Source organism: Njordella calcicola, from assembly GCF_056494125.1.
This window is the reverse complement of record NZ_CM151396.1, coordinates 2454439-2481317: the sequence shown is the minus strand read 5'-3', so window position 1 is coordinate 2481317 and position 26879 is coordinate 2454439. Positions and strand designations below refer to the sequence as shown.

The 26879-nt window shown below is 52.2% G+C and carries 16 protein-coding genes; 7 read left to right on the top strand and 9 right to left on the bottom strand.

Annotation, left to right across the window (positions count from 1 at the left end):
- Window positions 1–51: 51 nt before the first annotated feature.
- Together SH302x_RS09320 and SH302x_RS09315 are read right to left on the bottom strand one after the other, a co-directional pair.
- Complete coding sequence (locus tag SH302x_RS09320) at window positions 52–1212, bottom strand: NADH:flavin oxidoreductase/NADH oxidase (protein WP_479368455.1); 1161 nt, start codon at window positions 1210–1212, stop codon at window positions 52–54.
- Window positions 1213–1265: 53 nt separating this feature from the next.
- Window positions 1266–3563 (bottom strand): catalase, encoded by a 2298-nt coding sequence (locus tag SH302x_RS09315; protein WP_479368454.1) that lies wholly within the window; start codon window positions 3561–3563, stop codon window positions 1266–1268.
- A 530-nt stretch (window positions 3564–4093) separates the two neighbouring features.
- Here SH302x_RS09315 and SH302x_RS09310 point away from each other — a divergent pair.
- Window positions 4094–5035 carry an endonuclease/exonuclease/phosphatase family protein gene (locus tag SH302x_RS09310; RefSeq protein WP_479368453.1) on the top strand — a complete coding sequence of 314 codons (942 nt, stop codon included), beginning with the start codon at window positions 4094–4096 and terminating at the stop codon, window positions 5033–5035.
- A 21-nt stretch (window positions 5036–5056) separates the two neighbouring features.
- Here SH302x_RS09310 and SH302x_RS09305 read toward each other — a convergent pair whose 3' ends face one another.
- The 4 genes from SH302x_RS09305 to SH302x_RS09290 form a co-directional block, all read right to left on the bottom strand.
- On the bottom strand, window positions 5057–6406 hold the full coding sequence (locus tag SH302x_RS09305) for a proprotein convertase P-domain-containing protein (protein ID WP_479368452.1): 1350 nt from the start codon (window positions 6404–6406) through the stop codon (window positions 5057–5059).
- A 19-nt stretch (window positions 6407–6425) separates the two neighbouring features.
- Complete coding sequence (locus SH302x_RS09300; RefSeq protein WP_479368451.1) at window positions 6426–8984, bottom strand: secretin N-terminal domain-containing protein; 2559 nt, start codon at window positions 8982–8984, stop codon at window positions 6426–6428.
- Between the two features lie 341 nt (window positions 8985–9325).
- Complete coding sequence (gene tsaD / locus SH302x_RS09295) at window positions 9326–10363, bottom strand: tRNA (adenosine(37)-N6)-threonylcarbamoyltransferase complex transferase subunit TsaD (RefSeq protein ID WP_479368450.1); 1038 nt, start codon at window positions 10361–10363, stop codon at window positions 9326–9328.
- A 34-nt stretch (window positions 10364–10397) separates the two neighbouring features.
- Window positions 10398–12779, bottom strand: a complete 2382-nt coding sequence (locus SH302x_RS09290) for a DUF4159 domain-containing protein (protein WP_479368449.1) — start codon at window positions 12777–12779, stop codon at window positions 10398–10400.
- Window positions 12780–12937: 158 nt separating this feature from the next.
- On the opposite strand from SH302x_RS09290, the gene SH302x_RS09285 reads away from it, so the two are divergent.
- Entirely contained in the window at window positions 12938–15949 is a 3012-nt protein-coding gene (locus SH302x_RS09285; RefSeq protein WP_479368448.1) for a PQQ-dependent sugar dehydrogenase, read from the top strand.
- A 2384-nt stretch (window positions 15950–18333) separates the two neighbouring features.
- On the opposite strand, the gene SH302x_RS09280 is transcribed toward SH302x_RS09285, so the two are convergent.
- Window positions 18334–18669: a hypothetical protein gene (locus SH302x_RS09280; RefSeq protein WP_479363624.1), complete on the bottom strand. Its 336-nt coding sequence runs from the start codon at window positions 18667–18669 to the stop codon at window positions 18334–18336.
- 299 nt (window positions 18670–18968) lie between these two features.
- Here SH302x_RS09280 and SH302x_RS09275 point away from each other — a divergent pair, with 299 nt between their 5' ends.
- The 4 genes from SH302x_RS09275 to SH302x_RS09260 all read left to right on the top strand — a co-directional run bounded on the left by SH302x_RS09275 (window position 18969) and on the right by SH302x_RS09260 (window position 22789).
- Window positions 18969–19163 (top strand): hypothetical protein, encoded by a 195-nt coding sequence (locus SH302x_RS09275; protein ID WP_479368447.1) that lies wholly within the window; start codon window positions 18969–18971, stop codon window positions 19161–19163.
- Between the two features lie 1263 nt (window positions 19164–20426).
- Window positions 20427–20834 carry a hypothetical protein gene (locus SH302x_RS09270; protein WP_479368446.1) on the top strand — a complete coding sequence of 136 codons (408 nt, stop codon included), beginning with the start codon at window positions 20427–20429 and terminating at the stop codon, window positions 20832–20834.
- Between the two features lie 127 nt (window positions 20835–20961).
- Entirely contained in the window at window positions 20962–21309 is a 348-nt protein-coding gene (locus tag SH302x_RS09265; RefSeq protein ID WP_479368445.1) for a hypothetical protein, read from the top strand.
- A 955-nt stretch (window positions 21310–22264) separates the two neighbouring features.
- Window positions 22265–22789 (top strand): hypothetical protein, encoded by a 525-nt coding sequence (locus tag SH302x_RS09260; RefSeq protein WP_479368444.1) that lies wholly within the window; start codon window positions 22265–22267, stop codon window positions 22787–22789.
- Between the two features lie 77 nt (window positions 22790–22866).
- Here SH302x_RS09260 and ltrA read toward each other — a convergent pair whose 3' ends face one another.
- Window positions 22867–24159 carry a group II intron reverse transcriptase/maturase gene (gene ltrA, locus SH302x_RS09255; protein ID WP_479366201.1) on the bottom strand — a complete coding sequence of 431 codons (1293 nt, stop codon included), beginning with the start codon at window positions 24157–24159 and terminating at the stop codon, window positions 22867–22869.
- 774 nt (window positions 24160–24933) lie between these two features.
- On the opposite strand from ltrA, the gene SH302x_RS09250 reads away from it, so the two are divergent.
- The gene (locus SH302x_RS09250; protein ID WP_479368443.1) at window positions 24934–25347 is read left to right on the top strand and encodes a hypothetical protein; all 414 of its coding nucleotides are present in this window, start codon (window positions 24934–24936) and stop codon (window positions 25345–25347) included.
- 179 nt (window positions 25348–25526) lie between these two features.
- Here the strand turns inward: SH302x_RS09250 and SH302x_RS09245 are convergent, their stop codons facing one another.
- Window positions 25527–26759, bottom strand: a complete 1233-nt coding sequence (locus SH302x_RS09245; RefSeq protein ID WP_479363897.1) for an ISL3 family transposase — start codon at window positions 26757–26759, stop codon at window positions 25527–25529.
- Window positions 26760–26879: the final 120 nt, after the last annotated feature.

The window sequence follows — 26879 nt, the reverse complement described above, 5'->3', positions numbered from 1 at the left end:
CGTATTGTCTTGCATTCAAGAGCCGCATCGCTTAAACCGCCTGACTCACGTCTACTTCACTGCACGTGCATATTGCACTGGCAAAAGGCTAGTCGCTACATCGTCCCCTAATTCTTTCGCGGCATGGTACGGCCAGTAGGGATCACGCAAAAGTTCTCGACCTAGCATCACCATGTCGAGATGCCCATCGGCTAAGGCTTGCTCGCTTTGCCTCGCGCCGGTAATCATCCAACTGGTCGTGGTTAAAATCTCTGCCTCTCGACGAATGCGTCCAGCATGCGGGATCATCATGCCCGGCCCCCATGGCACCTGACTTATGTCCGGAGTAATAAAGCCATGGCTGACATCGATCAAATCCAAGCCGATGGACTTCAACCGCTTGATCAACTCTATCGATTCTTCGATGGTCACACCGCCTTCAATCCAATCCGTTACCGACAGTCTTGCTGTTAGTGGCAGCCGTTCTGGCCAAACGTTGCGAACCGCTTGAAACGTCTCTAACAGAAACCTAACTCGGTTATCAAAGCTTCCGCCATACTGGTCCGTCCGCTGATTGGAAAGCGGTGAGAAAAACTCATGGGCAAGATAACCGTGCGCGAAATGAATCTCCAAGTAATCGAATTCGGCAGCCAGCGCGCGCTGGGTGCAAGCGACAAAGTCCGCTTGAACCCGAGCGATATCTGCCAGACTCATTTCCTTCGGTACCTTGCTCAAACCACCACCGAACGCCACTGCCGAAGGCGCAATCGTATCCCAGCCCCCTTGAGCAGTTGCAATGTGATCATCTCCTTCCCAGGGTTTATTCGCACTCGCTTTACGACCAGCATGAGCAAGCTGGATACCTGCGACGGAACCATATTGCTTCATGAACCTTGCGATCTTCGCAAACGGCTCAATATGATCATCGGTGTAAATGCCGCTGTCCGCTGGACTAATACGACCATCCGGCGAAACCGCTGTCGCTTCGACAACGATCAATCCAGCGCCTCCAACTGCCCTTGATCCTAGATGAACAAAGTGCCAATCGTTTGGCATTCCGTCGTCGGACGAATACTGGCACATCGGCGAAACAGCGATTCGGTTTCGCAGGGTAATGTCTTTGATTTTGAGCGGTTCGAACAACAATGCCATAACGTTATCAACTTTCCATGAAACAAAAACTGCTACCTCACGACGAGATAGCAGTGTATTGTTCTTGGCAAGAGTCGTCATCCTTGAATTCGATTTTTGCTGCATCGTTGCCAATGAGAATCCAACTGCTCGCGTTACTCTTTTTCCCAAGCGCGCAGTGCTCGGCATCGCTGAACAAATTCCGCAGCCGCGTTGGCTTGATCAATAGCTACCAACTGCTGTTGGTGGTGTTCAGCCATACCAGCTTTCTCCAGCAACGGTTTGGCTGACTCATTGAACGCAATGAATTTATTGTGGTTTAACGCATCCGCTATAAAAGCCAAAGCCGCTGGATTATCGAGAATCAACTCAATTCCCTCTTGCGAAGTGAGCACGGCAATGGCGTCGAAAAGGACCGACGGACCACCATCGATGCGTTCCTGAGCTGGCATCAAGTTTCCATCGCTAGCCTTGATACCTCCGATTTGCGGAGCAATCAGTTTCACCATAGCACCTTCTTGCTTAATTGCATCCATCAGGCCAGACAACTGAGCTGCATCAACACCGTCGGTAACCATAATCCCAACACTGCGACCAGCAAACGAATCGGGGCCATTCTTGAGAATGCTCAGGGCCGGTGAGGGATCTAAGTCCATCTTCGTCGCTCTGGCTGCTTCCACAGCTTCTGGCATTACCGTCAGTCGCAAACCTACACTAACTTGCTCCGCCAATTCCTCGTCGATATTCAACAGATGAGCTACCATGCGAGTGCGAATTCCCAGCGTTTCTACTTTGCTCAACTCAAACACCAAAGCATTAGCGATGTGCTCCTGTTCAATCTTGGTCTGACTCAAATAGAACTGACGTGCCTGACTGTAGTGGTCTGCAAACCGCTCTGAACGCACCTTCATTTTGGTGCCTTCCACTTTGGCTGGAAAGGACTGAAAGCCTTTGGTCGGCGATTCGCGTGGCCCGACGCCCCAAGAGTTTGGTTCATAGTTGACACGCCCCTTGGGATTGCTCATGGCCATATGTCCGTCTTGGAAGAAATTTGCCACAGGGCACTTCGGAGCGTTGATTGGGATGTGCGTAAAGTTTGGTCCCCCCAAACGCTTCAGTTGCGTATCAAGGTACGAAAAGTTTCGGCCTTGCAACAACGGATCGTCTGTAAAATCAATCCCCGGCACAATGTTCTGAGTGCAGAAGGCAACCTGCTCTGTCTCAGCAAAAAAGTTATCTACGACACGATTAAGCACCAGCTTGCCCACCTTGCGAACGGGAATTAACTCTTCGGGAATGATTTTGGTCGCATCAAGGACATCAAAATCGAATTCGTCCGCAAACTTCTCGTCAAACAGTTGGACGCCAAGCTCCCATTCAGGAAAATCACCTGCTTGAATTGAATTCCACAAATCGCGTCGATGGTAGTCGGGGTCGGCCCCGTTAATCTTCACTGCTTCATCCCACGTAACCGACTGCAGACCTTGTTTGGGTTTCCAATGAAATTTGACGAAGGTCGATTCGCCATCTGCATTAACCAATCGAAATGTATGCACGCCGAAGCCTTCCATAAACCGGAATGATCTTGGGATAGTCCGATCGGACATGATCCACATGACCATATTCATGCTTTCGGGCGTTAGCGAGATAAAATCCCAAAAGTTATCGTGGGCTGTTTGTGCCTGAGGAAATCCCCGGTCGGGCTCTTGTTTCGCTGCATGAACCACATCCGGAAATTTCATCGCGTCTTGAATGAAGAAGACGGGAATATTGTTGCCAACCAAATCCCAGTTTCCCTGTTGCGTATAAAGCTTGACTGCAAATCCTCTTACGTCCCGCGCTAGATCTGGCGAGCCTTTGTTGCCAGCGACAGTTGAAAATCGCACGAACGCTGGAGTTTTCTCTCCTGCACGTTGAAACAAATCCGCGCTCGTTACATCGCTTAGCGACTCATATGTTTCGAAGTAACCGTGGGCACCAAACCCCCGAGCATGTACCACTCGCTCGGGTATGCGTTCATGGTCGAAATGGAAGAGCTTTTCGCGAAGCTGGAAGTCTTCCAGTAGTGTTGGGCCACTGGCTCCTACCCGCAGTGAGTTCTGATTATCAGAAACCGGGATGCCTTGCTGCGTTGTCAAAATTGGATCGCCATCCGTTGCGATTTGATGTGTCTCGCCACCTTTGCCATACATGGTCTTGGCATTGTTCTCTGTTGCTGTCGACTTGTGACTCGTGATGTTGTCAACCGAGCCCTCAGTCTGCTTGCCATTGTTCCGCTCATCGTCGATGCTAGCATCATTCCCAGCGGTGGTAGTTTTTGGGGGAGTGTTTGGGGGTAACGATGATCGGTTGTTCGAATTTTGATCAACATTTTCAGGCGGCTGAGCAATCGCGCTCGAAGCAACAGCGAGGGATAGAACTATACATGAAGCCCATCGATGTAACGCGAACATAAGAACTCCTATTCATACAGCGTCAGAGCGACGCAATCGAGGATTAAGCAGGATGTTGAGTTTATGGTGTTGGCTGCAAGGAATGCCAATGCCGTGCCAACTTCGAACGTTGCAAGATAAACGCGCTGTCAGGGTGAGCTTAGCACAAACGTATTCAAGTTCATTACTGACGTACCGATCGTCGGTTGCTATTCTGCCGCCGCAATCGGTAAATCACAACCCGCGGTCTGCCGTTTGCGACATGTCGCTCAAATACTCGTGCAATTAGTGGTCGATCGATGAATCAGGGGCGCTCTCTTAATGGAGCATAGATCGTATCACTAGACATTCGTAAGGTCTCTGACACAAGGAAAGGCGGGAAAAGAATGCCGCTCAGCATATTGGTATTCACATCAATAAACATTTTAGCGTTCGTCCTGCTGCTCCTCTTGGCCTCAGGCACTTGCCTCAGCTTCTCGTCTCACCCGCATTGGATGATAAGGGGTTGGGACTTCCCGCGAATTCAGATCATTGTCGTTACATGCGTACTGATGACGATCCAAGTTGCCGTAGCGAGATTTGCGCCGCAGGCCATCGTCATCCCCACCAATTTCTTTCTCATCCTTGCTGTACCAACGTCCTGTTGGCAAGCCTATCAGATCTATCCGTATACGATACTTGCCCAGAAGCAGGCAGAATCGACTAGCGCTCAGAGCCCCTTGGCCGACGATGCAAACTTACGAATTGTGATCTCGAATGTGGAGATGGAGAATGAAGAATATGACCATTGGATGAGCGTGATGGACAAGGCAGGGGCCGATATAGCTATTGTGCTTGAGGTCAACCAACGGTGGCTGACACACATTCAGCCGTTCGTTAAGCAGTTCGACCACCAAATCGCATACCCGCAAGAGAACTGGTATGGAATGCTGTTGCTGTCGCGGCTACCCATCGAACAGTATGAAGTAAAGTTCCTTATCCAGGACGATGTCCCTTCGATCGATGCACAAGTACACTTGCCATGTGGCCAAACGATCCGCATCGTTTCTGTGCACCCACGCCCTCCAGAACCGATTCGGGATAACGACGCAACAGCTCGCGACGCAGAACTTATGCTATGGGGCAAGGAACTGGAAAAACAACATCTGCCAGTGATTATCGGCGGCGATCTGAATGATGTCGCTTGGTCAAAGACAACGCGACTGTTCCTGCGCACAAGCCAGTTGTTGGACCCTAGGCGAGGTCGAGGCTTGTACAACACCTTTAACGCAAAACATGCTTACTTGCGTTTCCCATTGGATCATCTCTTCCATTCAAAACATTTTACCGTACGATCTATCGAACGGTTACCGTACGTGGGGTCAGATCATTTTCCGATCGCGATTGAATTGCAGTATCAGCCTGAGTTGCAGGCGGCGCACAAGACGATCGATAAGGAACCGAACGATGAACACGAAGCGAACAAACGAATCAAGCGTGCTTGGTCTGCTTGACTCGCAGCAACTCAGGATAGATTACTGGGCCGGAAGCGTCGCTTCTGTGGATTGGGCTGGAGCCGTTGCAGGCAAGTCCTTTTGCTTGCGGGGGACAACCATGATCGACCAGCTATGCAGAATCCCGAATCGCTGATTACGATCCGCATCAATAACTAGTTGCCATTGTCCCTTCAAAGAAGTGTCAACCAAGCTCTTCAGACTAGGTTGACTTCGTTCGACGGCCACGGGTTGATAGCTGCCACGGAACGGAGCTGATGCACGCTGGATTCGCTCCCCAGCTTCATCGTCAAAGATCGTTCCCTCAAAATGATCACCGCTGCCACCCGGGCCACGAAACAGATCGATACGCTTCCCAGAAGGAGCGACCAGATAGGCTGATATCTGCTCGGTATAGTCGTGTGAAATGGATAACTGCACTCGGATCTTTTCAATCAACAAGTCTTCTTGGATTTCGATCGCCGACGTGGCCGTCGACCGCGGCGCAATCAAGGTGGCTGTTTGCGAGGAATACGTGCCTCCGATGACAGCACGCGATTCGGCAAGCTCCACGGCTGTTATCAAGCCATCTTGATTGGGATCCATCGAATTGAACTGGGCAAGCAAGTCTTCCGTCCACTCATCGGTGAATTCCGACATGTCTACTTGGCCGTCTTTGTTAACATCCTTTTCAAAGAACCAGTCCGGCAGCACGTCGGTCAAGTCGCCGACCCGCTGACCAATCTCATTCTCAATCCACTGATACAGTTCTGGCCCATCAATATAGTCGTCTCCGTTCAGATCAACCCTAGCGACATCGATTCCCAAGTCTTTGCGTTCAAAAGCATCCAGGCGTCGATCTTGATTACGATCAAATCGCAGCATGATATCGTAAGCCAGTTCGCGACTGCGTCGATTACCACCTTCGGCACGATAGTACCTTCGTCGAGCGTCGTCATTACTTTGCGAAGGTGCTGGCTGCCGCATTTGATTCAAAACGGAATAACGGGGCGGCGGCGGAGCGGCGTCATCTCGATTCGAACGAGAGGCAAGTCGCTGAGCCATCTCAAGCTTGCTAACTCGGCCATCGCCATTGAAGTCAAACTCCATCGGGTGTCCATAACGCCAAGTGCCTTCTCTCAGTTCGTCAGGATCTAGCTGACCGTCGCGATTTTTGTCATAGCGACTGATCAAGCTTTCCGCCCGCTCCAGATCGTCTAAAGAATAGGGAATCATGACTTTGTCCGCGCCAAAGCCTTGCAAGCGGATCTTGCCGTCATCGCTTCCGAATCCCTTTGGTCGCATGTTAGCATCTTGAGCCATCGCGGCCTGATGGCACACGCTCAATACGACCAAGAACGTAATATTCCATGGAGTTCGTTTATTATTCATCACAATTCAGCCCCATTCTCTAACGACCGCGTCCGCGCTGTGTCCGATTGCGCGACCGATCACCAGATTGCAGCGTTTCTCGCAGCATTTCAACGCCCTCGGCGCTGGGATAAAAGATTACCTCGACCGCTTGCTCAGATTGCTGGTCTAAGCGTTCAACCAATTTCTTGACATCTTGAAATAGCGTTTCTGGAGCGGTTACTACAATGGAATTGCTGACTTCATGGACCGCCACATGCATTTGCGGCTCCTTGTTGCGACTGGCCTGGATGTTGTTCTCGCTAGTGGACTGTCCACGCTCGCGGTCGTTTGCTCGTTGAGCTTGCTGAGCATTCTTTTGTTCGGTATTTAACGCCACACGATCGCCGTACGTATCGCGTATGACATTCGCAATCTCGGTCGCTTTCGCATGCTGCAATTCAATCACATGAGAAAGCCCTCGGGTTTCAACGGTCGTCAAACTTGTATCCTTATCGATCACGGTCAGAAACTGTTCTACCAGTTCCAGATCTGACGTGGTACCAACGCAAATAAGCCGGTTGAGCCTTGCATCTGCGATCACGGTTAAACTGCCGGCCGTCACCAGCGTCGAGCCATCTTTGGTAGATCGTAGATAACTTCCAAGCAGACTACTGGAGCGGCCAGAAGGGACTGCACCGTTAACCAGCTTGGCTGATGTTGCACTTTCGACCACACTGGTGGTGCCATTGAGTAAGTCGGCCAGCAGAGAGGTGGCTTCGTCCGCGGTCGAGTATTTGAGATAATAGATAATAGTTTCCACTCGTTTGGAATCGTCGTTACTAGCTAATGAACGAACATGATTTTCGAAGCGTTCAAGAGCTTTAGTATCGTTGGATTGCAGCACAATTCCTCGCGGCGTAATTTTGGCGTCTATCTCATCGGAGTTTTCTTCGCTCGAAACAGGCCTCCTCGCACTGACAAATCCAGCCACATACTCAGCTTGCTCAGGATAGCCCGTTGCGTCATGGGCATCGCTGCTATTGACTTGTCCCGCGTGCTTTTGGACTGGGTGAACGGTGCGTTCAATAATCCTTGTTTCGATCTCACCGGACTTGTTCGAATCCGCGATGGGGTTTGTGCCTCGCCAAGTCGATTTCGCTTGACCCAAAACGCTTTCTGCTTTTGCACCGTAAATCGGTACCACACGTTCGTTGCTACTTTGCCCCTGACGATCCAGTTCTTCAACCACGCGTTGGATTTCTGCGACTTTATCTTTCGGCCCGCGTACAAATAAGCGCATGCCCGCCGGATCGGCATCGATCTTGATGGCATTCTTGGCTGGTGCCGGCGGAGGACTGCGACAACTGGTGGGGGCCGTGTTCAAGTTCAGATCGAACATCTGGTTAAGGAGCGTGATCGTAAAGTAGGGGTCCAGCGTTTGTAACTGGATAATTGCGAAGACGTTTTCCAAACCTTCAAGCTCAGCAATGGTGTCTTCGATGATTTTATGGGTAGACGAATCGGCCAAAGCGACAACGCTATTGGTCGCGGGTTCCATCGATAATCGGATCGATTTGCCGGTTAAGACTGTCTGTAATACTTCGTACACGGCTGCCAAGTTTTCATCTCGCACGCGGTGAGACCTCAAAATAGGACTCTCTTGCGCGACCACTTTCTGCTCGTCGGCTACATCCACTACTTGGACCAGACTTTCAAAAAGTTTTAGCGCCTGCGGCGTGCCGGAGACGAACAGTTTTTTTCCCGACTCGTCACTCGACACGTTGAACTCCGCGCTGTGCATCAAGCCTGCTTCAATGCCTAAGTGAGGCCGCGCTACCTGCAGCACTTCTTCGAGCGTGACATGTTTCAATTGGAATGGCTTGACCAGCGATTGTTTGTTAGCCATCTCGGCTTGCATTGCGTCAAGCACAATTTGAACATTGCGTAGCTTTCTAGCGATCTCAATGATGACCAACTGTCGGCTTGCTTCCAAAGCGGCAGGTTCCGTCATCAATTGCATCCGCGATAGCTCGGCTGTAACATCCGAAGATCGTAACTCCTTCAACGGGAAGAAGCACTTTACGACTTCATGGTCGTCCAACCCCGATAGATCTGCCGGTGTGACCGTACGAGCGATCGAATCCAAGCGCTGCAAGCTGCGAGAATCACGTAAATTGATGACAGACAAGAGGCTTTGCGAACGAACAAGTGAAAACCCGTCCGGCAGCAGGAACATGTTGATACGATCGATCGCTCCGGTTGCAGAATACGCGTTAGGATCTGCATAAGTAAATGTCCCTCCAGGCAATTCTGTGACGTGGAGCGCAAGGTCGGACTCCTTGGCCAGCCACGCGAACACATCTCGCCAAGCGGTTCGATCAAATGAGAACTTCAATTGGGCGTCCTCAGACGTTGAATTCTCGTCTACTTGGCTGGACGTTGCTGGCGACTCTTCGACAACTGAAGCGGCTGTCGGTTCCGACGCCGGAGTTGAAACAGCAGAATCTTCCAGGGCATTTTTGTTCGGTACGACTGTTTCTTGGCCGGAAACCTGGGAAAGGGTCCACGTGGCTGTCACGACGGCCAACAACAATCGATTGGTTGCATTCAAAGACATGCGATATTAGTTCACTGTTGGGTTTGAGGCTCATCCAGCGCTGTTCCCTGCAGGAATGGTAGCTTCTGAGCATCGCGATCTTGGAAATCGGCCTGTGACAAGCACAAGTCGAAGGAAATCGTTGTTTAGTAGGAAGGAAGTGATTTGATGCCTGAAGCAGCATCAAGGCGGGAATGGTGTTGGATTGCTCGATATTCTCAAAGCACCTCGACCACTTACCTTGCTAATATAGCAACATGGGAAGGCCAAGTAAACGTTTTTAGTGACGAAAAACAGCCCGTCCCCACGTGAAAAACCCCTTGGATTGGCCCAAAAAACATCCTTTGCAGGGCGAAACAGACCTATCCACGCACTAAACCGGGCGTTACGTCCAAGTCAAGGCCGTCATAATCCCCCTCACGCACGCGTTCCCAAGCGATCGCGCCCATGATGGCATTGTCGGTGCACAGATAACGCTCGGCAATGATCAATTCAAACTTCATTTTATGCGAAAGCACTGCTAGCGCATCTCGCAGACGTTGATTGGCAGCCACTCCACCGCCGACGCACAGACGCTTAAGCTGACTACGCTGCACAGCGAGCTTGCATTTTCCTACAACGCAATCCACGACTGCTTGTTCGAATGACGCTGCGATGTCGGCCTTCTGCTGCAGCGACAACCGATCTGCGTCAGGCTCGTTCTCTGCACCGCCAGCGATCGTGTAGCGTACGGAAGTCTTCAGACCTGAAAAACTAAAATTCAGCGTCAGTTTGTCTTGCAACAGCGGTCTGGGAAAACGATATGCCGTCGGATCTCCTTGTTCAGCCAGCTTCGATAATAAAGGTCCGCCGGGAAAGGGAATTCCCAGCATGGCCGCGATCTTGTCAAAAGCCTCGCCGGCAGCATCATCAATGGTCTGTCCCAGCAATTGCCATTTCGAAGCTGTTTGGCATTCATAAAGATGCGTGTGCCCGCCGCTGACGATCAAACCTACGCATGGAAAAACCGGCGCATCGCGTTGTAAGGAGCAGGCATAAATATGGGCATGCAAATGATTCACGCCAACCAGCGGCTTGTCCCAAGCTAAACACAATCCCTTTGCGGTCGCTAAACCAACCAGCAACGAACCCGGCAAGCCAGGTTGGGTCGCCACTGCAACGGCAGCAATATCGTCAATAGCTACGTTTGCGTCTTGTAGAGTCTTGCGCAGCACCGGCAGAAAGTTTTCTAGATGAGCTCGGGCAGCAATTTCCGGAACCACACCATCAAAATCCGTGTGATACATCTCTTGAGTTGCAATGGCACTGCCAAGCACTTGCCCATCGATACGAATCACCGCCGCGGCCGTTTCATCACAAGTGCTTTCCAATGCTAAAATGCACGAGCGATCGTTCAACATAACGTGACTTGATTGGTTTACAACTGTCAACAAACTACTCCATGAGTGCGTACATGATCATATTGATTCCAACTCTCGCAGCATCGGCACGAATATAGCCCAAGCACTGCGTCGAACCACGCGACTCCAGAGCACAACTGATGTCGTAAGGCGAGAAGATACAGACCGCTCGCTGTTTGTAAATGAGCCGTTCGATGACTGGTGGCCCCTCCCGTTTGGTTAAACCAACGGGGCTACCTTCAGCGCCAGGATCTAGAATGGTCACGTTTCGAATGTCAAAACCACCGTATTCGTTGGTCAACATATCGTCGGTGGGGGCGACCGTCTCCCAGCGCGCTTCCGGAAGAATCTTTTCCAATTCGCTTTTGAGTGAGGTCACAAAAGGTTGGCTTGCACAAACCGCGTCACCAATCATGATGCCACCATTCATAAAATACTCACGCAGCGCATCGCGGTCAGCCTGTGAATACTGAAACGCTTCTCGACCGGACATGTATAGTAACGCTACCTGCTTCAGTTCCGCACTTCCTGGCGTCAGCAGCGGGGATGTGGTATCGATTTGAGTGGGGACACTGGTTTGCAGAGCCGACAGCAAGCGCGGGATCGCTTGCGGCGTCAGGTCATCGCCACCTGGATGTCGCAACCGCGGCAAACGCAACGTCCCTCGTTGAATCTCCATCTTCTGCGTCTTGTCCAAAACAACTTGGGGAGTTTGAAGCCGGTCCTTCAATTGCCGTCCAGTTGCATACGTGACCACATTGATCCCAACAGCAATCGCTTCGTTCAATTCGTTGAGCACCTTGGGGCTAGCTTGTAATGGCAAACCATACGCTTTGTTCAATTCCCAACGACATGCTAACGAAATAGGAGAATAAACGACGGCAGTGCGGCAACAAGATTCTACACCATACAGCCAAAAGTCTTGCGGAAGGTTCTCAACGTTGATGGGCACTTGTGCATTCCATACTGCATGTGTGGCATCGAGCTTCGTTAGCGGAGCATCGAAGAGTTCTGCGATCAACTCGCGAAAGAATTGATCAAACGCAGTCCCATCGCATCCATTACCATGTCGAGCTTCTGCAAAAATAAAGCCGCCTTGTTCTACATAGGCCTTTAAGGTGGCTTTCGTTGGCTCATCAAGTTGTAATGCTTTCGAGCCGCTGATAAAAAGAACTGGGCTCTCTAGCAGATCCGTCACTTGGGAGCCAACTAACGGCACGCTTTGCCATGCTAAATCTCGCTTCCACGCAAGCTCTAAATGTCCATTCAAATTATTGATTGAGTGATTGTGCTTTGGAAATGAGTATTGGCTTTCCAGCCCCGCAATCGAATCCTCAGGCAGCCTAGCACGTGCAATGACAATCTGACGCTTGCCCTTTGCGAGGAAAAGTAAGCCCAGTGCAGTGTTCGTTATCGGATGAGTTCCATCGATCGGTAAAAAGTTCCCTTTCAACGAGTCGCGCCGCGCTAAAATCGATTCACAACCCTCTCGATACCAATCGTGACTGCCAATCATACGCTGGCCTGTCAACCGACCAACCCGTTCGACACCGTACAAATAATACATCCAGTAGCCTGTGCTGCCCGGATTATCGTCGGTGCGAAAGTTTCTTGCTAACCAACGCAAGCCCAACTCCGCATCCGGTACCTTATTGTCTTCTTGACCACAGCATGCGATCTGGTCATTCTGGATCGAAACATCAGCGACGTTGGCGGCCTCTTCAGCCATCAGCAATGAAGCAATTCCTGCAGAGGTCATCGAACCGCTGTAGTTACCGCTCTTATAGGACCAAGCCCCTGTCGTTGGATCATTAAAGCCGTTGCGAGCTTGTCGATCACGCCAATACTTCGCGATACGTCGCAACGTCTCTTGTTTGACCGCGACGCCAACCCGCTGAGCTTCCCATAACGCGAGGGCCGCGAACTGGGCGTTCGATTGATCCGAACCACTCGAACCACGATTGCCTTCGTTCAATACATAGTTCCAGCCGTCATCGGTCTGTTGGCCATCTTCAATCTTCTTGGCCAACCGCCGGATTCTTTCAAAGTCACGTTTGGGCGACGCTGCGCAGAAGACCATCACTTGCAACGAAGTTTCATAAGTACGCACCGGCTCCAAACGCCTTAGATGCTCAAGCGCCAAAGTGATCTTCGGATGGCTAGGGTCATAGCCAGCGTTGACCAGCGCTAGCGCGACCAGGGCGGTCTGGCCCGTACCATTGCCTTCGTAGCCAGCCCATTTTCCCGTCGCAGGGTCCTGTTGTCCCAGCAAGTATTTGCCAGCCGCAGCCATCGCCGCTTCGACATCTGCTGCAGTCACCGCATTTCTGCTGGGCTGAGCGTGCGCGATCGGCAGCTTGCCGCCAAGCACCACAATCAGGGCAGCCAAGAGTTTTAACCAGTAAAGTCGGTCCACACGCTTTTCCCTCAATGGTTGATTTCATGAAGCCGCCGACAACTCTTCTCGGGAGCCAGTATCAGTATTATGTGTCAAAATCTGTGACAACCTGCTATTCTAGTCGTTAATGTTGAATGCCTGCAAGCTAGTCCGTCATCCCCTTCCTGCTGTACGACATGATTGCGCGAATGTTTCCACATCTGCCTCCGCTTTACGACTTGTCTGTGAATTGTCGCAGTTTGATGCTGGCCGTAATCTTTGGGCTTGTTACCGTTCTTCCGTTGAACGACAGCGAGGCTCGCGAGCCATGGTCGACTTCCAAATTGATAGGTTCCCCTGAACCACCGCTGCCTTACGTTTGGGAACGAGCGCACCCCGAACTGGAGTTTGTGGGAGCGATTTCGCTTCACAAGATTCCTAATTCCTCGTCGTTGCTAGTGCTTGAGCATTTGGGCAAGATCTACTCATACGACGATCTGCAGCATGACCAGCCAGCAACACTTTTGTGGGACCTTAACGCCCAACGTCCTTTGCATGCAGCGAACTTTCCCGACTCAGGCCCAAGTTCACCTCGACTGTATAGTAGCGCGTTTGACCCAGAGTATGCTTCAAACGGTTACCTCTACCTGTGCTATGTGATCGAGTCGCCCAAGGGAGCTAGAACGTACATCAGTCGTTTTACAACGCCTTCGCACCAGCATTTTTCAATCGACCCCTCTTCGGAATTCAATATTTTGGAATGCGATGGCGGTGGACACAACGGCTGCACCATCGCTTTCGGACCCGACAACAATTTGTATATTTCGATCGGCGATCTCGGAGATGCAAATCCACCGGATGGACGTGATACTGGGCAAGACTTGTCTGACCTGTACGCTTCGATCCTGAGGATTGATGTCCGTTCTGCTACCAAAGAACAGCCCTACTCCATTCCTTCGGATAATCCTTTTCTAAATCTTCCAGATGCGGCCCCCGAGGTTTACGCCTACGGCTTACGGAACCCTTTTCGTATGAGTTTTGATCCCGTCAGCGGAGAGCTCTGGGCGGGCGATGTTGGCTGGGAAACCTGGGAACTTATCCTGCGTATTCAAAGCGGCGCGAATTACGGTTGGAGCGTAAAAGAAGGCAGCAGCGATGCAAAGCCTGGTCGCTTGGGACCAACTCCCATCGTAGCACCTGACGTAGAATTGCCGCACTCCATCGCAGCTTCGATCACGGGCGGAATGTTTTATTACGGAACCGCACTTCCCGAACTAGCTGGGTATTATGTCTGCGGGGATTGGGTCACCAGAAAATTTTGGAAGATCGCTCGCTCTGGTCCGACCGCCTTACAACCCATCGAGATCGCGGAAAGCGAAGTCAAACCAATCTGCTTTGAGACAGACCATCAAGGCGAACTGCTAGTGTTGGACCTTAACGAGGCCAACCAACCTTCGGGCATCTATCGCTTGGTTCGAAATGCTACCACCCGACGATCGGAAACACCGTTCCCGCAGAAGCTCAGCGAAACGGGACTCTTTGCTGATACTTTTACCTGCACCCCAGCGCCAGGCGTCTACGAATATCAAATCAATGAACCGATGTGGATGGATCATGCCACCGCAACTTATCACGTCGCCATGCCAGAGCAATCGGCGACCACATTCTACAGTTCTCCCCAAGCAATGTTCAATTGGTACATGACGAAGGTACGATTGCCAACGCACGGGGTACTAGCCAAAACATATCAAATCCAAGTCATCGAAGCAGGCAGCGTTACCCAGAAGCGTATCGAAACGCAAATTGCACTTAAGGACGACGCTGGTAATCTGCAGTACTACTCATATCGCTGGTCCGATGATCAAAGCGACGCCTATCTAGTTCCCAAAGACGGTGATACCGCAGTACTGAACGTGGCCGACACCGCGAACATCGAAGGCCAGCGCGAGCTGCGATGGACGTTCGCCTCACGCACACAATGTCGAATTTGCCACACGCCTTGGGTCGGCGAAACCATTGGCTTTGTGGAAGAGCAGCTTCGGCGACCGCTGCAACCGCAAGACAGTTGGCGTCAGTTGATCGATGCCGATGTTATCCATTTGGCCGAGGATAGTCGGTTTGCTCATGAGCAAAACTACCGTGGATTGGCCAGCAGCAGCGACCCGCAAGCTTCACTGGACCAGCGCGCGCGAGCGTATCTGCATGCCAATTGTGCGCACTGCCACTTGCGAGGTGGGAACGCTTCCACCAGTTTCGACCTCAGCTATCTGAAGACAGCTCGTGAAATGGAAGCCATCGACGAATTGCCTATGCGTGGCGGACTTGGTCTTTCGGATATGCAAGTCATCGCGGCTGGCGATCCAACCAAGTCCGTACTGTGGTTACGTATGGCGAAAGCGGGCTCGGGACATATGCCGCAATTGGGAGCCGAAGGAGTGGATTCGCAAGGCGTGGCACTGATCTCACAGTGGATTGCCTCGATACCACGCGACCCCTTGCTGCGGCATGCCGTCAACGCATTAGAAGCTCCATCGACCAGCTCTGTTTCCACCAAAGATCGCTTGCAGGCCGCCACCATGCTAGCGCAATCGCACACCGGAATGATGGTCTTGGCCAACGCTTACGCGACCCATACGATCGTGCCTTGGCTTCGCAAAGACATCCTAAGGCAAGTCATGCACAGCGACGGTCCGCTGCGAGAACTGTTAGAACCCTACGCGGCAAAGGATCAGCGGCCACAACGTTTGGGAGCAAACTTTGATCTTGCGATGGTGCTTGGTTTGAGTGGCAAGCTTGAGCAAGGCCGCGAACTTTTTCGTAACGGTACCGGAAACTGCAACGCCTGCCACCAGCTCGAGGGCAATGGACGTGATTACGGACCGCAGCTAACCAAGCTTTCGGTGCGTGAATGGTCCAAAGCTGATTTGTTGCAGCAGATTGTATCACCTTCCGCGTTGATTCACCCTCAGTTTCGGTCGCAGCAAGTGTTGACTACTGACGATAACGTCATTGTTGGCCTTTTGATTGAAGAAAATCAGCAACGGCTCAAGTTGCGGGACGCCAACGGCCAAACGCTTGAGATCGCCATGGAAGATATCCAAGAGCGCAAGGAATCCGCCACCTCGCTGATGCCAGAGAACCTGCTCGACAGCTTGACGGCCCAGCAAGCGGCTGACCTCTTGGAATACATCTGGAGTCGTTCGCGTTAGTAGCAGTCACACTCCGTGTGCCGCCCGCCCTCTTCACCCTCCTTCGAGAGGTCCCGTAGGCCGGTGACAAGGTCGCTGTGCTATTGCCGGAACTGCGCCAAGCCAATCAAGCAATACTCGATTGCGTCAGTAACGTCGACTAGTTTTAAGCGACCGATGTTCCGGCGCTGGCTTTGCTTGTTCCGGCCTACGGCACTCCGAATCTTTACCGCTCGGTGGCACTTGCCGTATGGAGCATTCTGTCCCCAGTCGGCTTGTCCGACTGGAACACAAGGCCGACAGCTAAGGCAGATGAGAGCCAGCCCAGATCGGTCCGCCCCCAGCGGCCTTGTGCCGCTGCCTAAAGCAGCTCTCCGTAGCTATGCACCGCTCATGCTCCAGTCGGACAAGCCGACTGGGGGCCTATGGCCCTACTCCCGGCTTCAGGCGGTCTTAGTTCGTAGTCCCGGCTTCAGCCGGTCTTCGTTCAGACGCAGTCATCCGCGTATCTTCTTCACCCTCCCGATTTGGGAGGGTCGGCCGCGAGTTCCGCGAGCGTCCGGGGAGGGAGCAGCATATCAACGCCAACGCACCAGATGATCTCGCATCGATTTCGTTTAACCGTCAGCCGTAGGCGTACGCGTTTCTTCTTCACCCTCCCGATTCGGGAGGGTCGGCCGCGAGTACCGCGAGCGTCCGGGGAGGGAGCAGCATATCAACGCCAACGCACCAGATGATCCCGCATCTTCTTCACCCTCCCGATTCGGGAGGGTCGGCCGCGAGTACCGCGAGCGTCCGGGGAGGGGGCAGCATCTCAACGCCAACGCACCACATGATCTCGCATCGATTTCGTTTAACCGTCAGCCGCTAGGCGTACGCGTTTCTTCTTCACCCTCCCGATTCGGGAGGGTCGGCCGCGAGTACCGCGAGCGTCCGGGGAGGGAGCGTCATTTCAACGCCCACATACCAATTAATCCAGCATCGTTTTCGTTTAACCGTCAGCCGTAGGCGTACGCGTTTCTTCTTCACCCTCCCGATTCGGGAGGGTCGGCCGCGAGTTCCGCGAGCGACCGGGGAGGGGGCACCATCTCAACGCCAACGCTCCAGATGATCGCGCACCCACTTCACCCTCCCGATTCGGGAGGGTCGGCCGCGAGTTCCGCGAGCGACCGGGGAGGGGGCAGCATATCAACGCCAACGCTCCAGATGATCCCGCACCCTCTTCACCCTCCTTTGGGAGGGTCGGCCGCGAGTACCGCGAGCGTCCGGGGAGGGGGCAGCATCTCAACGCCAACGCACCACATGATCTCGCATCGATTTCGTTTAACCGTCAGCCGTAGGCGTACGCGTTTCTTCTTCACCCTCCCGATTCGGGAGGGTCGGCCGCGAGTACCGCGAGCGTCCGGGGAGGGAGCAGCATATCAACGCCAACGCACCAGATGATCCCGCATCTTCTTCACCCTCCCGATTCGGGAGGGTCGGCCGCGAGTTCCGCGAGCGTCCGGGGAGGGAGCAGCATATCAACGCCAACGCACCACATGATCTCGCATCGATTTCGTTTAACCGTCAGCCGTAGGCGTACGCGTTCCCACTTCACCCTCCCAACTTGGGAGGGTCGGCCGCGAGTACCGCGAGCGTCCGGGGAGGGAGCAGCATTTGCACGCGCGATAGCCAGATGTGCCCGCACCCTCTTCGTTTAACCGTCAGCCGTAGGCGTACGCGTTTCTTCTTCACCCTCCCGATTCGGGAGGGTCGGCCGCGAGTACCACGAGCGTCCGGGGAGGGGGCAGCATATCAACGCCAACGCACCAGATGATCCCGCATCTTCTTCACCCTCCCGATTCGGGAGGGTCGGCCGCGAGTACCGCGAGCGTCCGGGGAGGGAGCAGCATATCAACGCCAACGCACCAGATGATCCCGCATCTTCTTCACCCTCTCATCTTGGGAGGGTCGGCCGCGAGTACCGCGAGCGACCGGGGAGGGAGCAGCATTTGCACGCGCGATAGCCAGATGAGCCCGCACCCTCTTCGTTTAACCGCGTGCCCATCGGGCCGCGTCACCAACCATCACAAACACATAGCGTTGCAAACGCGGTTAATCGCAGTGCTTGGCTTTACTGGTTACCAGCCTACATCCCACGCTCCAGGCAGAACCACGAAAAAAATCCTTAAAAATGCCCCTTCGTGCCGCTTCAAGCTACAACACGGCGGCATTCAGCCTCTGTAAAATAGAAAGCTCGTGCCATGCGTTGCAACCTGTTCGCTTGGCAAGCCACACTCAACACGAAACCGAACCCGCCTGTCCAACACAAACCATCCGTCATACTCGCTCCCTAATAAAAGTATAAGTACACCAGCGGTGTCACCCACGGGAACGAAGTCCGCGCCGTTCGCGATGCCGCTTATCTAAATGAAGATGCAGCGGAAATAACATAAGAGCTTTCGGACTCCCTCGTACAGTTTGGTAACAAAGTAAGTCAGATCCGGATGCGACGTTTGCAAGACGAAGTTGCGATAAGCTTCGATTGCTTTGACTGCCTGCAACCTCTGCCAAGCTTGAATCTTCTTCTTTAGCAGCGAACGCAGGAACTGAAGGACATGATCGTGGCTAATTGGGATGGTCTGAGCGGGATCCACACCGATAAAGCTTGCATAGCTTTGCAACCATCGCGGAAACCAAATCAAGAGATCGCGGTGAGTATTTTGTTCGCGAAGGGCAGCTTTATAGCGTCCTAAAGACATTCCTCAATACCTCAGTAAACTGATTGACTGTCAAAATTTGCCTCGTTATCATACACTCACATTGGTATAGTGATAATCCCATTAGCGCGATACTGAGTATCGATATTTCCCAGCCAACGTGATTTATCCTATACTTGTGCCTGTGAATTAATATAGTTCTGCTCACTTGATTGACCTCATCATTTGCTTTCCCTTTCATGAGAATCCATTGACCGGATGACTCATAACCCTTACGAATCGCCAATCTCGGTTCTGTCCGTAACTCCCAGCCTGGTGACACCTCCGCTTCGAACAATAAGGTGGATGTCTGGTTTGTTGGCGGCGACAGGCGTCATTTTTCTGCCGTCATTGGTCTGGATTATTTTCATTCCCGGCGGCCTCGTTTGGTTATGTTGGCTGCTGATTGCTGTCGGCGTAAATCGTTTAAACAACAATTGGTTTTGGACTGGCAGCGTGCTTTGGAACGCTGGCTGGCTTACTTTCTTTTTTTCTGAAGTGCTAAATCATCCTCCAGGACCAATCCTCATCATGCTACACTGTACTTTCGCGGTCGCATTCTCAATAACCGCGATCGTTCTGAACATCGTCAGGAAGTGACGAGCAGAACCAAGCGATCGAGATAGGAGCCCGGTTACCCGGGACCCCTCTCACACCACCGGACATGCGGGTCCGCATCCGGCGGTTCGAACCTCGCTGGTAAACGCGGTATCGGAGGTGCAGAGCGAGTTGGCGGCGGGTGACATTGGAGGTGGCATCCGCTCGCGTCGGTCTGGTTCCTACCCTGAGCTTAAGGCTGACTTTGCCGTGGCCGCCGATTCCGATTGATCTCAACTGAGACTCCAAAGAGCACGTGGCTTTGTGATGCTCGGCTTCCGTGGGAATGCGCAAGCTAGCTTCTATGTGTTTCGGACGGTTCGAGGTTATGGCTAGTACTTCCTTAACAAGATTCGTTTGGCCCTTCCTGTTTCGATTGGACTTCGAAGTTCAGTACTACGGCCGCTGCTGACTTCTGTTGGCACGGTTTTGGATTACTCCAGACCGTCCTGGCTTTCAGCCGATGATGCTTACTCCCAGGTACGCGCAACAGATCTCCCCAAATAAGAGCGTGAATTATCCCTGCACAAGCTCCGCATCTACCAATCCTCCGTTTCCGATTTGCCTTCGCGTTCTCAAACACCCTCGGCTAGAGCGACCGGCCTCTATGCGGTTTCTGTACGTAGCCTCGCAGGTCTTGGCGAGAAACCATCCGAGTGGGGTAGGTGACGCACTGATGGCGGTCGACAGACTCGGCGCTTACCCATGGTTTCGCAGGCTTCCTTCCCACGCCCGGTCGCCCGGGTCGCAGTTGCCTTCGCCTCGTGTCTGTTTCTTACGAGCTATTCATTTGGTATACTGACTCCTGTAGGAATATCGGAACTAAACACAGGGGACTGAGAACTCTCGCGAGTTCCGCACCCCACAAACTCACGCCCATGTTGGGCGTACATGCACGGGAGACCTCGGCGCAGTCGGTTCTGAAATCAAACTCTACTCCTCGGTCCCCGTGATCGGGGTCGTTCGTCTGTAAAATGGTAATTGCAACACGTACGCCAGAGGGCGAGCCGCTGAAATGCAAAATCTGCGGTTCGATCAGCTTTGTACTTGTTCCAGACCCACCATCGGACTCGGTGTGTCCCTGTTGTGAGGCATTTTCGTGGATTACCATAGCCTGGAAACCAGTTCCATTATTGAACGAACTACAGTTCGAGACTTTACCAATGTCTTTGGATGCAATACGCATTTCAGAATCCGTAACTGAACTGGGCGATCGAATGGTAAAATGTATTTCAACCCTCGTTGAGGCCAAGTCGACCACTTTATTCGAAATTGCGTCCAACAACGAATCACATACCAGCCACAGGTTGATTGCTCAACATGGCCGGTCTGATCTTAGAGATACCGTGCCTAATGCGGTTAAGAAGATTTATGCAAGAAGTATAGGCGCTTATTACAAAACTGGAACTACATGTTTTACTGTCGTTCAGATGAAACGACATGATCGTTCACTTGCGGGCTTAATCGTTGTCGAACAAACCAGGAAGATTCCTGAATATCACATCGATGAACAATTACGTCTGGTATCTTCTATCGGCGCGGTTGCGATTGGAACACACTTGTTTGACTGAAACACAGACGAACAATGCGTTGCACCGGCCCACTTCCCGGCGGTGTCCAGCTTTAGTACATCACAACCTCGTGGGCCGGTGAACTTAGTCGTTACCCGACTGAAACGCATCAACTTGACTCGGCATCGTGATGGAATGCTTTTGGACTGTTTACGTTGACGCCAAAACGCGCGACAAGTCTGCGAAGATTGCCGCCCAACTTGAGACATTGGCCGAAGCAAATTTTCACGACCTTGAAATCGAACCATACGAAAAGGCAGGGCACAAGCTTCAATTCGCAATCAAGCACGACGCTGCTGACTGGACCGCAATGGTGTTTGACGTGATACTTACTGCACAGCGAATGGGTTACCGATGGATCGTCGCTGGCGGTGTTAACGAAGAATTGAGCTTGACGTCGACTGACGCACGGGCTCCTGGGATAGCCATGCTCACGTGCTGGTGTTCGCCGACGCACGGGCAAGACGGCGGGTAACAATCGCGTGCACCGGAGTACGCGAGTCAGCCGGTTTATTGATTTTGAGTCTTTCGCGCGTACCCGGTGACGCGTGGCGTTCGTCGAAGGACCGAATACAGGCATGACGACTTTGCATTTAGGCTCACTACTTCTTCTATCACTCTCGGTAGTTCTCGGGTGTGCAACGACATCAACAACAAAACGATTTGATGGTCCAGACCAAATGCGAGTTTCTATCACTAATCTTATTCGCTCTGGGATGTCTCTAAATGAAATCGAACGCGCGATGGAGGCCGAGGGATTTAGGTGCACGATCGAAAGAAAGTCAAGGTTCGAAGAGATGACGACCTTCGCGGACAAAGGACGAGTATATGAAAATGTTGACTTTGTGCGCTGTCATAGACGAAACAGTGCAGGGCTTCTGATGACTAGATTTTGGAACATCGCTGTAATCCTAGACGGCGATGTTGCGACAGGTGAAATTGCTGTCTCTCATTTTATTGACGGGCCTTGATTTTAATCTCTTCAATCCCTCACGCAGACGCTAAACCCCGCCATATACTCCAGCATCGATAGCAAAATGATCGTACCATCTCAGTTATCGACGAACAACGCGATCGAGATAGGGGCCCGTTTACCCGGGACCCCTCTCACAACACCTAGCATGCGGGTCCGCACTAGGCGGTGCTGGACTGTGTCGTGTTTGAAGTGGTCACATAGTTTTGCTCAGTGGTAGCGGTCCGGAATGAGTATCTGCGGTTGTCGGTATCGAAGAAGCAGCACATGGTCTTGAATTTACCGAGGTCAAGAGCGAGAATGATCATCTTTGTAAGTCCGTAGGGTTTGGGGTTGGAAGAATGTGACAGTGGTTGAGTTAACGCGACCCAAGATCACGGGCCCGAGCCGCCAGATTTTAATCGAATGGCTCCCACCCCAAACCCACGACTTACATGGATTCTTTACCCACTAGAAAATGAAAACACTTCTGGCCCTAGCCGTCGCTGTAGTCGCAACCGCTGCCGTAAACGCAACCGAGCAGGCGCTTGATCGGCTCGTGCTGAGCGGACGCACGTACGGGATTGAGCAACAGCCAATGCTCGGCCTATGGCACAGTAATGATTGGAAATCGGACGGCGATCAGCCGATGCCTGCATTTGACGTCACCTCCTCCGCCAACTGGCGCGGCTATGTGGCGACATTCTCGATTTCAGACGACAAACTATTTCTGCGCGAAATTGAAGCTCAAGTCGCTGGCAAACCAACAACGGGCCGTGACCTGCTCAAGAAAAGACTTCCTGTCGTGGCACGATGGTACACCGGATCAATCTTCGTACCCGTCGGCGAATTTGATTACGATGCCCAAGCATCCCAATACGTAATCGAGTTCATCATTGATAAGGGATCGGTAAAGGACACACGATACCACCAATCGACTAAAATCCCTGTGACGTGGAACGGGCAACCGACAACGCCAAATCCCGCCGAGCCGAATGGGTAACCATGCGATCGAGATAGGGGCCCGGTTACCCGGGACCCCTCTCACAACACCTAGCATGCGGGTCCGCACTAGGCGTTTCATCTTTTAAGAGCAAGCCTGTTCCAGACTTCTAATAGACTTACCAAGCCGGTTGTTGATAGATAGGCGTTGGTCAAAGTGCTTTGCAGACTTTGACAGCCAGACATGAACCAGGCGCCTCGCGAGCTAGAACCGAATGGAACCGCGTCGTTTCGTTCTAATCCCATTTGCATCAAGTTCCTTATGCGCGCTGACGGCTTCCGCCACTGCTTCCAGTAGCATGACCGCAAGCGACGGCGAACCCATTTATCCAGGTCGCTAAAGAAACTCTTGATTGGGATCAGGCAGAAGTAACCGGTCCAGCCCCGAAGATAGTAACCTAACCATTTCAAGCGATCTGACATCGAGACGCTCCACGTTCGACGTGTTAACTCTCGAATTCGCTCTTTGAATTTGGTCACATTCTTGGGGCTCACTCGCAACTGTCCGCCATAACCGCTGAACTGGTATCCGAGGAACTCCAACCCATCGGTTTTGCAAACACGGCTCTTGTCTTGGTTCACCACTAGCTTGAGCTTGCAAGTTAAGTATCGCTGCACCGAAACGAAGACGCGCTGGGCCGCTCGCTGAGTCTTGGTAAAGATCAGGAAGTCGTCCGCATACCGTACAAAGCGCAGCCCGCGGCTTTCTAGCTCCTTGTCAAAATCGTCTAACAAGATGTTCGCCAGTAAGGGTGAAAGCGGGCCGCCTTGCATCGTGCCTTCGTGCGATGGTTGCCACGAGGTATCGACCATGACCCCTGCACGCAAATACCTTCCGATCAGACGCAGTAAGCGTTTGTCCTTCACTTTGCGTGCGACTCTTGCAAGCAGCACGTCATGTTGGACGCGATCGAAGAATTTGGACAAGTCCATATCGACACATTGTCGGTATCCAGATCGGATATGAGCTTGGACTTGTTTAATGGCTCCATGAGCAGAGCGTTTTGGTCGAAAGCCAAAACTCGATTCACTGAAGTGTGGATCGAAGATTGGCGTGAGAACTTGGAGGATGGCTTGCTGTATCAATCGGTCCATGACATTGGGAATGCCAAGGTGACGTTGGCCGCCATCGTTTTTGAGGATAGACTTTCGCCGCGCTGGTTGCGGAGCGTAGGTGCCATCGAGTAACTGTTGACGGATCGTAGGCCACTGAGTTCGAAAGCTTGTGAGGAATTCGTTCAGTGTGATTCCATCGGGACCTGGGGCCCCTTTGTTCGCCTTGACTTTTCGCCACGCCTGTAGGACGTTTCGCTCGTCAACAATTTGTTCCATTAGATCGTTTGTGAATAAGTTTAAGGCTGTCTTCTTCATGATCGTCACTTCCGATTGATCTCGGGACTGAGATTCAGGCAGAGCACGGGGCTTTGTAGTGCCGCTTCCCGTGGGGACAGTCGACTAGCTTGTATGTGTTGCTTGCGTAGTGAGATCATGAATGGTTCTTCCTTAATAAAAGATGTTTGGCCCTTCTGATTTCTATTGGTGTTAGAAGCTTCATACTACGGCCGCTGCTGACTTCTGCTGATGTGCGAGCAAAGTCGCCTTTGCAACGCCCTGAGTTTCGGTCGCAAGGACCTACGTTTTCAGGCAGGGACATCGGCAGATCTCCCCAAATAAGAGCGTGAATTATCCCTGCACAAGCTCCGCATCTACCAATCCTCCGTTTCCGATTTGCCTTCGCGTTCTCAAGCACGCTCGGCTAGAGCGACCGGCCTCTATGCGGTTTCTGTACGTAACCTCGCAGGTCTTGGCGAGAAACCATCCGAGTGGGGTAGTGACGCACTGATGGCGGTCGACAGACTCGGCGCTTACCCATGGTTTCGCAGGCTTCCTTCCCACGCCCAGTCGCCCGGGTCGCAGTTGCCTTCGCCTCGTGTCTGTTTCTTACGAGCTATTCATTTGGTATACTGACTCCTGTAAGAAAATCGGAACTAAACACAGGGGACTGAGAACTCTCGCGAGCTCCGCACCCCACAAACTCACGCCCATGTTGGGCGTACGTGAACGGGAGCCGCCGATAGTGCGGGATTTAAGATCATAGCTTTTTGGCGGCGACCCCGTTACCGTTAGCGTTCGTCGAGAGACACCATGTTGCCCAATCCAGCGGTAACGATGATCGATCGCATTTCTGCGATTTCCATTGCCGCTATCATGGCCTCGATGATATTCGCCATCGCATTCGCTTTGCACAAAGCAATTACGAAAGACTCGCCGCGGAAGCGGATCCAAGGACAACCGATCATATGGTGGGTAACCGGCATGATGTTTGTTGGCGCCTGCTACGGTGCCTACCTCGCAGACAATGAAAGCTACTATCTTCATGAGGTTGTTGGCGGTATGGGTGGATTTGGTTTGCTCGCTGGACTCGCGATTGGAAACGTGCACGGATTTGTGAATCTCTTTCGAACGCGAAAACCAACGGCGGAACCTTCCGATTCGATGGCACCACAATCGGATGAGAATTGCAATAAAAATCCCTATGCACCACCGAGATCGACATAGTACAATCGACGAACAAAGGACTGCAGACGAAGTGCTCGGTCACGCGTTTTGACTTGCGTCGAGTCAACCGCTCGCACTCGCTGAATCCCGTCGTTATCCAGCAAGATTTATCATTACTTCGCACTGGCGAGGTTCAACCTGCCTTATTAGACGATTAGGTTCTTCGTGGAATTTAGTGTTTAAGGGATTTCCAAGTCGAGGTTGAGTTTACCGCAAAAGAACAGGATCCGAGTACGGTAGTTGTCGAAGTTGCGAAATCCGCGAGCTGAACTTTTGATGGATTGGATACGACTGTTGAAGCCTTCGCTGATCGCGTTGGTTATTCGATGGTCTATGTAGGCCATAAGACCCTCATAGTGCCTCTTGAGCATCTTGGCGACTTTCACCATCGGTTTGATTTGGCAGCGTGTGGCCCATCCGTACCAGCCAGCGAACGTCATCTCAGCAGTGTCTCGATCGGTACATTCCCAGAAGTGCCTGAAATTCTCCTTAAGCGACCATGCTCGACCTGTTTTGATGTCCGAATGCTGCAACTGGTAGAGATAGTTTCGATCCGCCTCCGACAATTTCTCACGTGCAAATAGCAGTAGTTGCCTAGTGCCCTTGAGTCGCTCATCACCTCTCTCGGCAAGCAATCGACTCTCCTGGCGGCGGACAAGATCAACTGCTTCTCCAAGGTACTTACTGACGTGGAATTTGTCGTGCACAATAGCAGCGTTTGGATACACTTCCCTGATGGCAGCTAGGAATGCCTTCCACATATCAGCGGCAACCGCTTTGATCTTCGCTCTTTGTGGTTCGGGCAAGGTTTTTAATAGCTTTTCTGCAGACTGCTGCGTCCGCTGAGGAACAACTTCTAGCACGCGGTGCTGATCCAAGTCGGTCAAGACCGAAACGTAATCCTGCCCTTTACCAAAGTTCTTTTCATCGATACCAACATGCTCAATTTCGTCCATGTTTCGGCGTTGGAGCCCACGCTCCACCGCACGCTGCATGATGCCATTAGTTGCCGCCCAATCTATTCCCAGTAGCTTAGCGGCCGCTGAGAGCGATGAGCAAGCTTGAATGACTTCAATGGCAACTTGTTCAAACATAAGCGTAAAACGTCCGTGCCTTTGGGCCCATGGAATCGCTATGGTCAACACGCCGCACTGAGAGCATTTGCTTCTGGGAACCAAGGCGTGGATGCGAGTCACAAATTGCATCGTATCCAAATGCCTCCAAGTTCGCTCAGGGGCAAGATCGGCTTGTGAGCAGGCGGCATCACAGCGAGGACAACGCAGAGTTGTTCCGGTATGATTGATGTGAATGTCTACGGCCTTCTCAGCAGGGCGAAAATCAACCGATTGCACGCTCCAGTTGTCGTCCAAACCAAGTAACGCATGATAGTGAGTAGTAGTTGCTTCTTTCATAGACAAAGAATACGCTAACGGCCAAATCTACGCACCTACCCACTAAATTCCACGAAGAACCGACGATTAGAGTCTATTGCACATTCTTCTACTTTACGTGTCAGTCACACTGATGCCTCT